Origin of the sequence: Lentibacillus populi (assembly GCA_014642895.1) — a bacterium.
Classification (GTDB): domain Bacteria; phylum Bacillota; class Bacilli; order Bacillales; family Amphibacillaceae; genus Lentibacillus_C; species Lentibacillus_C populi.
Genome location: BMJD01000068.1, coordinates 1 through 14,080 on the forward strand (window position 1 = coordinate 1; position 14,080 = coordinate 14,080).

The 14,080-nt window shown below is 40.0% G+C and carries 15 protein-coding genes; 6 read left to right on the top strand and 9 right to left on the bottom strand.

Translation table 11 applies throughout. The features are described 5' to 3' along the window. Positions 1-680: 680 nt before the first annotated feature. The 5 genes from IEX12_RS21740 to IEX12_RS21760 all read right to left on the bottom strand — a co-directional run bounded on the left by IEX12_RS21740 (position 681) and on the right by IEX12_RS21760 (position 3,909). Positions 681-863 carry a transcription initiation factor TFIIIB gene (locus tag IEX12_RS21740; RefSeq protein ID WP_088051070.1) on the bottom strand — a complete coding sequence of 61 codons (183 nt, stop codon included), beginning with the start codon at positions 861-863 and terminating at the stop codon, positions 681-683. A 36-nt stretch (positions 864-899) separates the two neighbouring features. Continuing rightward, entirely contained in the window at positions 900-1,070 is a 171-nt protein-coding gene (locus IEX12_RS21745) for a hypothetical protein (protein ID WP_188725895.1), read from the bottom strand. Between the two features lie 77 nt (positions 1,071-1,147). Beyond that, on the bottom strand, positions 1,148-1,357 hold the full coding sequence (locus IEX12_RS21750; protein WP_230856066.1) for a hypothetical protein: 210 nt from the start codon (positions 1,355-1,357) through the stop codon (positions 1,148-1,150). A gap of 32 nt (positions 1,358-1,389) precedes the next feature. Continuing rightward, positions 1,390-2,547: a CapA family protein gene (locus IEX12_RS21755; protein WP_088051071.1), complete on the bottom strand. Its 1,158-nt coding sequence runs from the start codon at positions 2,545-2,547 to the stop codon at positions 1,390-1,392. Between the two features lie 75 nt (positions 2,548-2,622). Beyond that, positions 2,623-3,909, bottom strand: coding sequence for a DUF2254 domain-containing protein (locus tag IEX12_RS21760; protein ID WP_102415912.1), 1,287 nt, complete (start codon positions 3,907-3,909; stop codon positions 2,623-2,625). Positions 3,910-4,115: 206 nt separating this feature from the next. Here IEX12_RS21760 and IEX12_RS21765 point away from each other — a divergent pair, with 206 nt between their 5' ends. The 4 genes from IEX12_RS21765 to IEX12_RS21780 all read left to right on the top strand — a co-directional run bounded on the left by IEX12_RS21765 (position 4,116) and on the right by IEX12_RS21780 (position 6,566). Further along, positions 4,116-4,274 (top strand): YfhE family protein, encoded by a 159-nt coding sequence (locus IEX12_RS21765; protein ID WP_102415913.1) that lies wholly within the window; start codon positions 4,116-4,118, stop codon positions 4,272-4,274. Positions 4,275-4,405: 131 nt separating this feature from the next. Then, entirely contained in the window at positions 4,406-5,326 is a 921-nt protein-coding gene (locus IEX12_RS21770; protein ID WP_155554600.1) for an ABC transporter ATP-binding protein, read from the top strand. Then, positions 5,319-6,272: an ABC transporter permease gene (locus tag IEX12_RS21775; RefSeq protein ID WP_102415915.1), complete on the top strand. Its 954-nt coding sequence runs from the start codon at positions 5,319-5,321 to the stop codon at positions 6,270-6,272. Before IEX12_RS21770 ends, IEX12_RS21775 begins: the two co-directional genes overlap by 8 nt. A 111-nt stretch (positions 6,273-6,383) precedes the next feature. Next, positions 6,384-6,566 (top strand): hypothetical protein, encoded by a 183-nt coding sequence (locus IEX12_RS21780; protein ID WP_102415916.1) that lies wholly within the window; start codon positions 6,384-6,386, stop codon positions 6,564-6,566. A gap of 54 nt (positions 6,567-6,620) precedes the next feature. Here the strand turns inward: IEX12_RS21780 and typA are convergent, their stop codons facing one another. From typA to IEX12_RS21795, 3 genes are all read right to left on the bottom strand, one after another. After that, on the bottom strand, positions 6,621-8,450 hold the full coding sequence (gene typA / locus IEX12_RS21785) for a translational GTPase TypA (protein WP_088051077.1): 1,830 nt from the start codon (positions 8,448-8,450) through the stop codon (positions 6,621-6,623). Between the two features lie 290 nt (positions 8,451-8,740). Further along, the gene (locus IEX12_RS21790; protein ID WP_188725896.1) at positions 8,741-10,072 is read right to left on the bottom strand and encodes a sensor histidine kinase; all 1,332 of its coding nucleotides are present in this window, start codon (positions 10,070-10,072) and stop codon (positions 8,741-8,743) included. 2 nt (positions 10,073-10,074) lie between these two features. Further along, positions 10,075-10,761: a response regulator transcription factor gene (locus IEX12_RS21795; protein ID WP_188725897.1), complete on the bottom strand. Its 687-nt coding sequence runs from the start codon at positions 10,759-10,761 to the stop codon at positions 10,075-10,077. A gap of 168 nt (positions 10,762-10,929) precedes the next feature. Here IEX12_RS21795 and IEX12_RS21800 point away from each other — a divergent pair, with 168 nt between their 5' ends. Beyond that, positions 10,930-12,285 (top strand): S1C family serine protease, encoded by a 1,356-nt coding sequence (locus IEX12_RS21800; RefSeq protein WP_286171337.1) that lies wholly within the window; start codon positions 10,930-10,932, stop codon positions 12,283-12,285. 257 nt (positions 12,286-12,542) lie between these two features. Beyond that, a complete protein-coding gene (locus IEX12_RS21805; protein ID WP_102415919.1) occupies positions 12,543-13,385 on the top strand; it encodes a zinc ribbon domain-containing protein in 843 nt (280 codons plus the stop codon). A gap of 49 nt (positions 13,386-13,434) precedes the next feature. Here the strand turns inward: IEX12_RS21805 and IEX12_RS21810 are convergent, their stop codons facing one another. Further along, positions 13,435-13,641, bottom strand: a complete 207-nt coding sequence (locus IEX12_RS21810) for a zinc ribbon domain-containing protein (RefSeq protein WP_102415920.1) — start codon at positions 13,639-13,641, stop codon at positions 13,435-13,437. Positions 13,642-14,080 lie beyond the last annotated feature (439 nt).

Sequence of the window (14,080 nt, forward strand, 5' to 3'; positions counted from 1 at the left end):
CCAGCAAGCGACAGCGCGGTAGCCGAACAAGGTGTACAAAATGGGAGCGCCTGAAATATTGGTATGAAAGCAACGTCGAGAAAAACTTGACACATACACTAAATTCTCAAAGGTTGTATTTTTAATTGATATTGCATATAATAAAAATAGAAGATAATAATAAAAACGAGCCGTAAGCTGCTACTTACGACTCTAAACAGTTACCACAGGATGTGGCGACTTTTATTGGGTGAAAAAGTAATTACCCCTTGATTAGAGTCTACAGGGTGATTACTTTTTTCATGGCTGCTCACAATCAAGACAGCAAGAGTTGCGAATAAAATCATCAACTCCCGTGTTTTCTCAATTGATATCACAGGCATCCACCCCCTTTCTTTCCTGGGGATGTACTGCCAGCACCTCCCATCTGTTAAGGGATGTGCGCCTCACCCTGCTTCACTGTCTGCCTCTACTATACAATAGTTTATTTTAGAAAACTTGGCATTCGCCAAGCCTTTGGGCGAATGCCTTGGTTGCACTTATGCAAGATAAGAAAGTCTATACTTTCTTATCTGCCAAGAAAACACTGAAAAATCTATCTTTTAATGAATAATCAACCGTTTCGAATATCAACCTACTTCGTAAACACGTGCCTCTTTTTCATTCGTACACTATAATACCGCATTCTTTTACCTATCCTTCTATTTAAAGTTTTTCGGTTTCTCTGCATAACTCTCCACTATAAATCCGCAATTCGTACAAATCGTATGTAAAATATTCGAACCCAAATTGAAACGGTCAGAGTTCATTTTGGCATAACCAGCCTGTTTACCTGTTCCAAATTCCCTTCCGACACATTTTGTACATTCCTTATCATCATTCATTAAAAATCTCTCCCTTCCCCATTATATGCCAATCCATTAATCATCTTGATCTGACCTTTTCTCAACCATGAGCAAAATTAATGTAGCAACCGGTCCAAGCAACAAAGAGACAAGAAACCAGTTTAATCCACTTCTATTCTTTCCCTGGGCGATACCTGCATTAATCAAAGATAACGTACCCCAGCCAACAAAGTATTCTTCGTTCATTACTTCAGCTCCCTCTTCTTAGCTATATGATTGTTTTTCAGGTGAAGGAAGATACTTTGTATAATAAGCTCCTAGCATTAAAAGGGCGATTGTAATCCCCAACTGACGATTCCTGAAAAGTTCAGCCAATATGCCAAAAGGTTCGTTATTGCAACCAGGAAAAGGCAAATAGATGATAATGCACTTTTTATGCCTGTTATACCTTTCCGCTTTCTTTTCTGGGCTAGTACAAATGTAGAAACGATTAGACCAACGACTGTTAATATGGTAAAAATTATTGGAATCATCACTTTTCCTCTCCCCCAAAATATATCCCTTCTCACTCTTCTACAAACTCAAGCCCTGGCATCCACTGTGACATGTGCTCCCGTATCTCCTGATAATGTTTATCCGCATCCTTCAATTCCCCATTGGTAAGTTGATACATAGGGACTACCCTGTAATCTGTTTCATCGTGAAATGTTACAAATGTCGGCATGAATTTCGGAGCGACTACCTCTATTTCCTTTTTCCCATCCTCTTTAGTGGTCTGTTTAATTGTGAATTTCAAAATCCCGCCGATTCGATTGTAAAATTCATCCTGCCCTGATAAAAAATTTCCTAGTGAATACGCGACAAGAGTTTTATTTCCCTTTTTTCCTTTAACCCATTGCAGCGGCTGCAGGACATGCGGATGGTGCCCCAAGACAACATCGACACCGTTATCGGCGGCAAATTGTGCAAGATCCTTTTGAGTATCATTCGGCATGCGCTCATATTCGTCGCCGAAATGAAGGCTTAGTACCGTCACGTCTGCTTTCTTCTTCGCCTCTTTAATTGCACCAGCCATGACTTCTTTTTCAATTAAATTTACCAAATAATCCTTCCCGTCCGGAACAGGAATCCCGTTTGTCCCGTACGTATAAGCTAGAAAAGCGACCGATATCCCCGCATCGGTTTGATAGATTCGGATATTTTCACTATCTCTCTTATCTTTATATGCTCCCGTGTACATCATATCAATTGTTTCCCAGTTCTTAATCGCCTGCTGGATTGCTTTTTCGCCACGATCCAACGTATGGTTATTAGCGATTGAGACAACATCGACTCCAGCATCTTTTAATGCATAGCCAACCTCAACTGGACTATTAAACGCGGGATACGAGGATAACCCAATCTCTTCCCCGCCGATCATCGTTTCCTGATTCGCGATCGTAATGGTTGTATCACTTAAAAAAGGGTTGACCTTCCTAAGCATTGGCAGGAAATCGTACCCATCCTCCACCGCTGCATCATTATATACTCTATCATGAATCAATATGTCACCAATCGCCGAAAGTGTAATTTGCTTCACCGTTTCCTTTGGTTCTACAGGTTTTGTTACTTCCTTATCACGTTGCTTTTCCGTCGTTATATCTACTTTTTTATCATTAGCACAAGCAGCTAGCAAAAAAATAATAACCAGTACAAAGACGGTGGCTAATTTTCCTCTTTTCATCCAAACTTTCTCCTTAGGGCTTTTTCTTCATCATAACATATGAATGACAAAAGACGACATCAACTTGAAATCCTATTATTCACCGTAGCACGATCTGAATTTACGGTAAATTGATTGCAAATGCTGTCGATCCAATTCCGATAGTGTATCCCATTCAATTACATCAACAATATAATAATGAAATCGCCATATCTTTTGTTTAATTTTTTTGTTACTGACGAATGCAATTTTATATAACACTTCAATCAAACCGTACAGCACAGAAACATCGTCTTTCCCGTAGTGGCGGATTTGATAAAAGCTTTTATATAAATAATCCTCATATTTCTTCGGTTCATTAATCACACGCAAATTCCCCGCTTTATCTGCCAAATAATAAATTTCCTTATAATTGGTACTGACCTCACTCAACAAGGCTCCTATCCGGTTAATACAGTTAATCGCTGTGTGTGGATCATTTATGGCCGGGGAAATAGCCCGTAATGCGATTTCCACCAATTTTTGCAGTGAAAACTCAACATCTTGAAGATCGGTTCGTTCATTGCCAATAATTAAGTATCGCTGAATGTCGTCCAATTTTTTCCACTGGTCTAAATTGATTCCACTGATAACGGGCGAATCCATTAAGACAAAATCCCCAATTTGCACATGTAAATGGACAATACAATTCTCATGCTTTGCCCAATTAACCAGCCCTTTCCAATCAATTTCCTGTACATACCCCGATTTAGAAGCACAGACGTGCCGTTTAGTCTGTGTCTGCAAATACCGAACTTCCCCTTCATTCCATTCTTCATATTCCAAATAATCCTGCTGCTGATAAGCATGCTTAATCACATTTGAACCATCGATCCGAATTTTTGAAATCAAATTATTCACTTGAATCCATCTCGCGGAATGATGAATAAAGTAAACAAAAAAACCCAGAACCATAATTGCAATAATTCCCATCAATATTGGCCCTATCACAATGCTGCCTTTTCCAACGAGAAGCAGATGCAGCAAGGCAAACACGAATCCGAAGCAATACATTCCGAGCACATGCTGGGTTGTGCTGCTTCGCATAAAATCCTGCAGTGTCCGGGGCGAAAACTGTGTTGTATAGGTGGTTAACACAACCATAATTACCGAAAAACTGATCGTTGTCATCGTTAAAATGGCAGTGACCAGTGAAGCATATAGTTCCTTTGCCACGTTACTGCTGGTTAATGCTATATTGGGAAGTTGTTCCTTTAAGTGCGACAAAATCCATGAATCTGCACTGTTCACAACAACCACTAAAACAATTGACATAACTCCGTAAATGGCAGGTAAAAACCAAAAACTGTCCCGGACATTAATCCATATTTTTTCCTTTCTCACCGAGCAAACCTCCATCAAAGATATTTTATACCGTTCTATACCCCTTGCTGCCTATACTCAAGCAAAGGTGAGTTTCACTAAAAAATAAGAGCAAACGATATTTTACATTGCAGGATCCACACTGGAACGAACGTAAAGTTTTAGCTTGGCAAAATCGGGAATACATTTAATTGAACACTACAATTCAAGAGAAAGGATAGTTAACAATGCAAAATACACAGTATCAGCCGACGAAAAACAAACAGCTTTCCGATGCACAGGAAGTACATTATACAAAGGATTTTAAGCAAGCTGATATTGCCGGTGGGTATCGGAAACCCAGAGTGAAAGAAGCGAAACGGGCGAATCCCAAATTAATGAAATAGAAGGTATTTTTTACCCCTTGCTTTTCCGACAAAAAGCAAGGGGTTTTTCACATGGAATTTGCAGGCGAATGAAACCTTTTTAGCCAGTTATCGTATAAACAAGGAAAGAAAAGATATGGAGGTAAGAAGAAATGGCAGAACCAGCAATGCAGTTACTTGATGTTAACAAAACAATCAGCAACAAACAAATTATCAAAGACTTATCGTTCTCCATTAACCCTGGTGAAGTGTTTGGCTTTATCGGTCCCAACGGTGCTGGTAAAACAACAACGATCCGAATGATGGTCGGGTTAATGAACATTACCAGCGGGGATATCCGGATTTTGGGGAAGAGCATTAAAAGCGACTATAAACAAGCCGCTCAAGAAATCGGGGCGATTGTCGAAAACCCGGAAATGTATCCGTTTATGAGCGGGATGCAGAATCTGCGACATTATGCTCGTATGGTTCCAGGTGTTACCAAGGAAAGAATCAATGAAGTCATCACGCTTGTCGGACTGGAAAAAGCAATCAACTATAAGGTTGGCAAGTATTCATTAGGGATGCGTCAGCGTTTGGGGATTGCCCAAGCATTATTGCATAAACCATCGATACTAATACTTGATGAACCTACAAATGGATTGGATCCAGCCGGTATCAGGGAGATTCGTACATATATTAGAAGCCTTGCAGAACAGGAGAATGTTGCGGTTATCATTTCCAGCCACCTTTTGTCAGAAATTGAACTAATGTGTGACCGTATCGGTATCATTAAAAATGGCGAATTAATTTCCACCCAGAATTTACATGACACACCTTCCGAGAAGCAGGCTCTACAAGTACAAATGGAGGTAACACCATTAGAAAAGGCAAAAGAGCTCTTACGTACAGAACACAATGTGGAGGCAGCAATCAAGGATGGGGTGCTGTTGTTACATAGCGAAAAAGAGGACATTCCAAGGCTGATCCAAACACTGGCAAAGCATGATATATCTATCTATCAAGTTGGTGCTGCAAAGGCATCGCTGGAAGATAAATTTTTCGATTTGATTGGAGAGAATACGATTGAGTAGCTTTATGAAACTTTTATATAATGAGCAAATAAAAATTTATATCCGTAAATCTACATGGGTTATGTACCTATTAATGGCTGCAATCATTGTTGGATTAGCCGTTATGGCAAATTCATTTGGCGATCTGAACGAGGATTATCAAGGTAATGACTGGCGTGAAGTACTGCAGGAAGAAAATGCCTCACTAACGGAAGAAATGGAAAAAGAAGAAGGAATGGAAGGGTTCAATTCTGATCAGATTGCAAAGAACAACTATTATCTGGAACATGATATCCAGCCTGCAAAATACGATGCATGGCAATTTGTCGCAGAAAATCAAATGCTGTTGTCATTAGTAACCTTATTTACAATTATCGTGGCTGCAGGAATTATTGCCAATGAATTTAAATGGGGAACAATCAAATTACTGCTTATCAGACCGATATCACGCACGAAGATATTACTTTCTAAATATGTTTCAACCTTGTTGTTTGCGCTCTTTAGCCTTTTAGCGGTATTACTGTTTTCCTGGATTGTTGGTGCCATTTTCTTCGGCGTAAACGGATTCGACCAGCAAATTGTACAATATCAGATGGACGGTAGCTTTGGTCATAGTACGCCTATGAAACAAATTGTAGAAGGCTATGGCTATCAGCTTGTTACATTGTTAATGATGGCGACATTCGCATTTATGATTTCGTCAATATTCCGCCAAAGTTCCCTTGCCATTGGTCTGGCGATCTTCCTTATGTTTGCCGGAAGTTCCATTGTTAGCTATTTTTCGGATAAGGCCTTTGCAAAATATATTTTATTTGCTAACACGGATCTAAGGCAATATGCATATGGTGAACCATTGATAGAGGGTATGACATTAGGTTTTTCGATTACTGTTTTAGCCGTTTATTATGTAATTTTTCTCGCTGTGTCATGGCTGTTCTTCACAAAACGGGATGTTGCCGGCCAATAGGATAATCTCATTGTAAAAGCGAAAAGCCTATGTTATAACTATAAATATTATCCTAGTTTCACCCTTTAATTTTTGTACCGATTGAGGGCTTTTCAAACCGAGGTGTTACAAATGAAACGGTACTTATCTACCATGTTTCTTATTCTTAGTGCAATAATTCTAATTATTGGTCTGCGATTTGACTATCAATGGAGCGGGATTGCCTCATGGGGGTTATCGTTCGTCTGTCTGATTTTCGCAGCCTATTTCACAAAGTACATTCCGAATGAGAAAAGAGAAAAGAACCAAAATTAACTAAAAAATCCGGTACAGGCGTATTCAATGCCTGTACCGGATTTGATTTAAACCTCACCCTAATTTAGTTCTTTTTGCTGCTTTTTCCCGTTCATTTTTGTTTAATATTTTTTTGCGTAAGCGAACGGACTCTGGTGTTACTTCACAATATTCATCGTCGTTTAGGTATTCAATTGCTTCCTCAAGTGACATGCTTCTTGTTTTTCGGATAGTTGCCGTTTGGTCTTTCGTTGCTGAGCGAACATTCGTCAGATGCTTTTCTTTCGTGATATTAACCGTTAAGTCATTCTCGCGGTTATGTTCACCAACAATCATGCCAGCATAAATCTCTGTTCCAGGTTCGACAAATATTACACCACGGTCTTCAAGCTGCATGATCCCGTATGTGGTCGCTTTTCCATTTTCCATTCCGACGAGAACACCTTCACGCCGTCCTCCAACATGACCTTTATAGAGTGGCTCGTACGAATCAAATGTATGGTTTAAAATGCCATACCCGTGCGTTTGCGACATGAATTCTGTCGTATAGCCAAGCAACCCGCGTGATGGTACTTTAAATTCGATTCGAACTTGGCCATTACCATGATTGACCATATCAAGCATTTCACCTTTACGGGCACCTAATGATTCCATTACACCGCCTGTATATTCTTCCGGAATGTCCACTTGAACACGTTCGACAGGTTCACACTTCACCCCATCAATTTCCTTGATAATCACTTTCGGTTTGGAAAGCTGCAATTCATAGCCTTCGCGCCGCATATTTTCAATTAGAATCGACAAGTGTAATTCCCCACGTCCAGAGACAACCCATGCGTCAGGTGACTCGGTTGGATCCACTCGAAGACTTACATCAGTTTCCAATTGCTTCATTAACCGCTCTTCAATTCGTCTTGACGTTATATATTTCCCTTCTTTTCCGGCAAATGGACTATTGTTTACGAGAAAGGTCATTTGCAAAGTTGGTTCATCGATCCGGAGCGTTGGCAATGCTTCTGGATGGTCTTGCGGGCAAATCGTTTCTCCGACATTAATATCTTCCATGCCAGCAACTGCGATGATATCTCCAGCCTTTGCTTCTTGTATCTCCATCCGTTTAAGGCCAATAAAGCCAAACAGTTTGCTAATACGGAACGATTTGGTCGTGCCGTCTTTTTTCAGTACGACGACTTGTTGTCCGACCTTGATTTTCCCACGAAATATCCGGCCAATTCCAATTCGGCCAACATAGTCGTTATAATCAAGCAATGTTACTTGAAATTGTAAAGGTTCGTCAGCATTATCCACCGGTGCTGGAATATGTTGCAAAATAGTCTTAAAAACAGGATCCATTGTTTCCTGCTGATTATCCGGCTCTTCTCCAGATGTACCATTTAAAGCTGATGCATATACGACTGGGAATTCCAATTGTTCATCATCGGCACCAAGCTCAATAAATAGATCCAACACCTCATCAATCACTTCATCTGGACGGGCATTCGGACGGTCAATTTTATTTAAAACAACGACTGGTGTCAGTTTTTGTTCCAATGCTTTTTTCAGCACGAATCTGGTCTGCGGCATGCAGCCTTCATAGGCATCTACGACCAGCAAGACACCATCAACCATTTTCATAATCCGTTCAACTTCTCCACCAAAGTCCGCGTGACCAGGTGTGTCTAAAATATTAATTGCTGTATCTTTATATTTAATCGCCGTGTTCTTCGCCAGAATCGTAATTCCGCGCTCACGCTCAATATCATTTGAATCCATTGCACGTTCATCAACATGCTCATTTTCACGAAAAGTGCCCGAGTATTTTAACAGCTGATCTACAAGTGTTGTTTTGCCATGGTCAACATGGGCAATAATCGCGATGTTCCGTATATCTTCTCTTAATTGCATAAAAGTACGCTCCTCTTTCGTTACGGGTAAAGTGAAACTTCATTCATTGAGGGGTTCTTCCCCACTAATTATTAGTTGGGGCCCACACAATGTGGTTTACAAAGACGTTGTCACAGGAAGTGACGTTCTTCGTCTTTGTTCCTATGATCGTGCCTTTACGGACGGTTGATCCTCGCTTTTTCCCTCTAGTTTAAAACAGGGATTTTACTTTCCATAAAGATGGGATGAATCAAACCATACAATTATACCATAAAATGCCCAAATATAAAAATTTATTTTTCTTTTGAGCGTTATGATTCAAATTGCAGAACAAATTTAGCTCCACCCAAATCCGACTTTTCTACCTTAATACTTCCGCCCGATTGTTCAACAATTGCGCGGGCGATAGCAAGTCCTAAACCCGTTTCCCCATTCTTACCTTTGACAAACCGGTGGAAAATATGTGGAATTAAATTTTCTGGTATACCTGCACCATCATCCCTAACGGAAATAATCGTTTTGCCTGCTTCTTTTTTGGCATCAATAGCTACTCGGGATGTTGCATGACGAACCCCGTTAAACGTAATATTTAATAGTGCCCGGAGCAGTTTTTCCTGATCGGCGTAAATGGTAGCTCCGGCTTCTACATTATGCTGAATCGTGATCCCCTTTTCATTTACTAGTGGTAACGCGCGATCGAGAACCTGATCAATTAATTCTGTAACAGCGAGCTCTTCCGGTTGGTACACTTCCTGTTCACTATCCAATTTAGCTAATAAAATCATTTCATTAATAATTTTCTTCAGCCGCTTTACCTCGTTCACCATCACTTCCAAGCCTTTTTCCTCATCTTGTTCAGCAAAAATACGATCCCGAATCCCTTCAGCATAACCTTGTATCGTCATCAGCGGGGTTTTTAGTTCGTGGCTGGCATTTTGAAAGAACGCTTGCTGTGATTTCATATACCGTTGTAATTCGCCTGCCATCTCAAATACACTTTCTTCCACCTCTTTTATTTCCCCTGTAGCTTGAATGCGCTCTAACGAATCGAATTGCCGCTTTTCAATTTTCTTCAGCTGCCATTTTAATTTGGTTAATGGCGTTACGAGTTTGTTCGTTAGAAAATAACTTAAGACAATAACGGCAATCCCGCCAATTACAAACACCAGCAGCAGCCGTTGAAAGTAATTATGCTGTACTGCCTGCAAATCTTTGAGTGGCGTTAATAATATAAGCTCAAGTCCTGTACTTTGCGGGTAAAATAAAATTCTTGACGTTACATATTTATCATTGCCATATTCCCATAGCTGTTTCGAATCATCGGCAAAATTATTATTCGAAAAAAGTCCAGCTGTAATCCTGTTTGACAATGTGGAGTCCAGGACCCGATTCGATTTGCGGTCATAGAGAAATAATTGCAAATCCTTATCCTGTAAAAAGTCACTGAATTGTTGAACATTTTGCTGTGCCCCGTACTCCTCATTTAGAATACTGACCAGGATCTCCCCTTTTTGCTTCAATTGCCGTTGCTCATCCTGTACCAATAGATCAAGTATTAAGGAATAAATAACAAATCCGGTTACGGTCAGAATCACCAGTAGCAATGTCGTAAAGGCTGCATTTAGCTGATGTTGAAGTTTCATAGCTATTCCTCTTCAGAACGGAGACGATACCCGTAGCCCCACACCGTCTCCAATTGGATATCATCCAGTTTTTTTCGAATTCGTTTCACTAAATCATCAACAGCCCGATCACTGCCAAAATAATCGTCTCCCCATACCTTCACCAATAGTTCTTCCCGGGAAAAAGCCCGGTTCACATTCTCTGCAAACAAAAGGAGCATATCAAATTCCTTCGTTGTTACGTCTTGTTCCTTACCATTCCAAAAAACACGCCGATCCCCTTTATAAATTAATAACTGATCGACCTTTACCTTTTCCTGCGCAGGATCATTTGCATCTATCGTTAAATTGGTCCGTTTTAACAACCGTTTAACACGCGCTACTAATTCACGTGGGCTAAAAGGTTTTGTTAAATAATCGTCACCGCCAAGCTCAATTCCTAATATTTTATCAACCTCTTCATCTTTGGCAGAGATAATAATGATTGGCACTTCACTTTCCTGTCGAATTCGCTTGCAAAAGTCATACCCATCCATTCCCGGAAGCATAATATCCAAAATCCACATATCCGGGGGTTGTGTCTCCCATAACTCCAAAGCGTTTTCCGCAGTATCGTGAATCGTTACAGTAAAGCCCTCTTTTTTCAAATAGGCGGAAACAATATTTTGGATATTAGCATCATCTTCTACTACACCAATATGATAACTCAACTACAGTACCCCCTTAATGTTTGGTTTATACACTTTTATTTTTGCACAAAATGGGGAATATGAACAATGAAAAGGGAATTACATACTTTTTCTACAATTATCCTGAATTCCTTCCAAAGGAAATTTATACAATAAAATCGAAATATAATAATGAAGAAGGTGATGTAAATGGAATATAATGATGAACATCATTACCAACGGCATAATCAGCAACCGGCAAATGGAATGGAAAATAGCAACCAATCTGAAACGGAACAAGGCCCATTTCACCATGATCAGGCTGGTAAAGGTCCTGGCCTAACAAAACCGCCAAAACAAGGTTCATCCAAAAAACAGAAATCACCGTCACACCCACTACTAAGCGGAATAATTGGTGGTGTCATTTCGGCAGTGATTGTCGCAGCCTTATTTTTGACGAACATAATTCCAATGAATTCCACCGGAAATACAGATAACAGCGGATCAGCTGGCGCAGATAATCAACCAGCAGAGCCAGCAATATCCAATACGATCGCTTCCGATGATGCTGATGTTGCTGCCGACATGAATGAAGTTTCGAAAACTGTTGTCGGTGTCGTTAACAAGCAACAGCAAAGCGTATGGGCGCCTAGTCAGGAAGTTGGTTCCGGTTCGGGGATTATTTATAAAAAAGAAAATGGGAAAGCCTATGTTGTTACAAACAATCATGTTGTCAATGGCGCCAAAGAGGTTGACGTTGTTCTGAATAATGAGGACCATATCAAAGCGAAAGTATTGGGAACGGACGAATTAACCGATTTGGCAGTATTGCAAATTGATGGCAGTAAAATTGATACGGTAGCAAAATTAGGCTCCTCCAAAGATTTGGAAATCGGTGAAACCGTAATCGCCATTGGAAATCCACTTGGCATGGAATTTTCCGGATCGATTACAAAGGGAATTATCAGCGGGTTGCAACGTAACGTTAAGGTAGATACAAACGGGGATAAACAGCCTGATTGGGTAACGGAGGTCATTCAAACAGATGCAGCGATCAACCCCGGAAACAGTGGCGGGGCATTAGTCAATGCTGACGGGGAAGTTATTGGTATTAATTCGATGAAAGTCGCCCAAGAAGCTGTCGAAGGAATCGGGTTTGCCATTCCAATCGATTCAGCTTCATCAATTATGAAGCAGCTGGAAACCGATGGCGAGATTGCCCGGCCATTTATTGGAATCAGCACCGCTTCGCTAGAACAAGTACCACCGCAATACCAGCAAAACATTCAGTTGCCGGAGAAAGTTGACCACGGCATGGTAATTGCGAACGTCGAAGCCGGCTCACCTGCAGATAAAGCGGGATTACAGCAATTTGATGTTATAACAAAAATAAATGATGAAGAAATAGCTTCTATTCTTGACTTACGTAAATACATGTACTCAGAAACGAAAATCGGGGAAACCATTCAACTGGAAATTTACCGGAACGGCAAACCGCAAACAGTTAAACTAACGTTAACAGAACGAGAAGAGCAGTCCAATTCCGGAAGCGATCTTCCCAAATAAATATTGATAAGTTATATGATTAATTTTAAAAGAAGGGAAGTTTCCCCTTCTTTTTTTATGATCTGCCGATATAATTTATAATGTGTAATGTATACTTTCGTTTATAGTTGTCCTTCATATCAAACATTTAATGCTGCATAAAACAAAATCCTTATGGAAAGAGGATTTCCAAAAAGTTTGTCGAAAGTATACTTAATATAGGACGGATAACATATTCACAGACCACTATCCGTTAATATGATGAAGGAAGTGATGTTATGCATTGTCCAAATTGTGGTCAAGAAACAGAGGGGGGAAAGTTTTGTACCAGTTGCGGAGCGCAACTGCCTAATGACGAATATGCAGCAGCTGCAGACCCAACGATCAATACACCACCACAGGTGCAGCCAACCATTCAGCATGAGCAAACGGAACAAACCCGGCAGTCAAACGAATCGGTTGAAAAATTAAAAACTGCAGGCTCAAACTTTGGTCATTTCTTTGTTACACTGCTTAAAAGCCCAAGCGAAGCAAAAAAAGCAAACAGTAATGATTTAATCTCTAGTATTGCAACAATGGTCATATTCTCTTTATTAATTGCGTTAGGACTTCATTTATTTATGAGCTCGTTTAGCAGCTTGGTTAGCGAATCTATTCCAAGCGGGTTTTTCGGAGGAGTATCAGAACCATCGATCTCATTTTTTGACAGTTTTGTTTTACCATTAATTGAGTTTATCATTCTGTTCCTGGTTGTTGCGGCATTGACATTTGCTGGTGTGAAGTTTTCTGCTCAAGCATTGACTTTTACAGATGTTCTTAGCAAGTACGGTGCTTATCAAGTTCCTTTTTTACTATTGTATGCTGCAGGATTTTTGTTCGCTTTAATCGGACTTACTTCTTTGTCAATATTCCTGATTATGATCAGCATGTTTGGTTTAATATTCATTATCCCGACGATTATTTTACACGAGCAGCCAGCCAAGGGATTTGACCGTATTTATGTTTTACTGGGAATTTACTTTATTAACCTTTTACTATTTTCATTCTTTATCCAATCATTCGCGAAAACCTTCCTTTCCGTTGTAATTGATGGAATGGGCGGAATGTTTGGTGGATTTTAAAGAAAAAGGCTTTTACCGCTTAAATGTGGTAAAAGCCTTTTTTATATGATCAGCCAAAGAAAAAGTCAAAAACATTACTCCCCGCAGAGCTGCGTTTGTTGTAAAATTCCGAGTACCCGCAATTTTTACAGTATACGACAATGAACTGATTGTTTTGCACATCGAACATTTTCGATAACCCGGTTCCGGTCATTGCTACCTCCTTTTTATCAGCATCTGTGCTGCCACATTTGATACATCCTTTATCTTCTTCCATTTCTAGTCACTCCCTTTTTTCCTTCTATACGATCACGGATTATAATTGTTTCATTTTATTTTTGTTTGTTCTCAAAAATGTCAAAGAAAAAGAGCTTTGTAATATCTTCTGTTAACGGGAGAAAAAAGATGGTAACATCATCATTTTGCATATAAAAAAGAATTGCTTCGTTGGATATTTCTGGATCAGTTCGCCCAGCATTTATTAGTTCCACCATGGAAGGTAATACTTTTTTTCTTGTAAGTACAGAAAGTTTAAAAATTTAGGATCTATTCTGCTTACGTCAGAGTTGGCCATGTCCAGCTCCAGCGCTAAAGCCTAGCAAACTTCACACTCCTTCACTACGATAAGTCAACATCGGTTCGGGGAAGGAGGAAGGCCGACTAAGAACGGACTTTGCGTCCAACGTCGGCATACCCCTTTTGCAGGGGCATGTTTC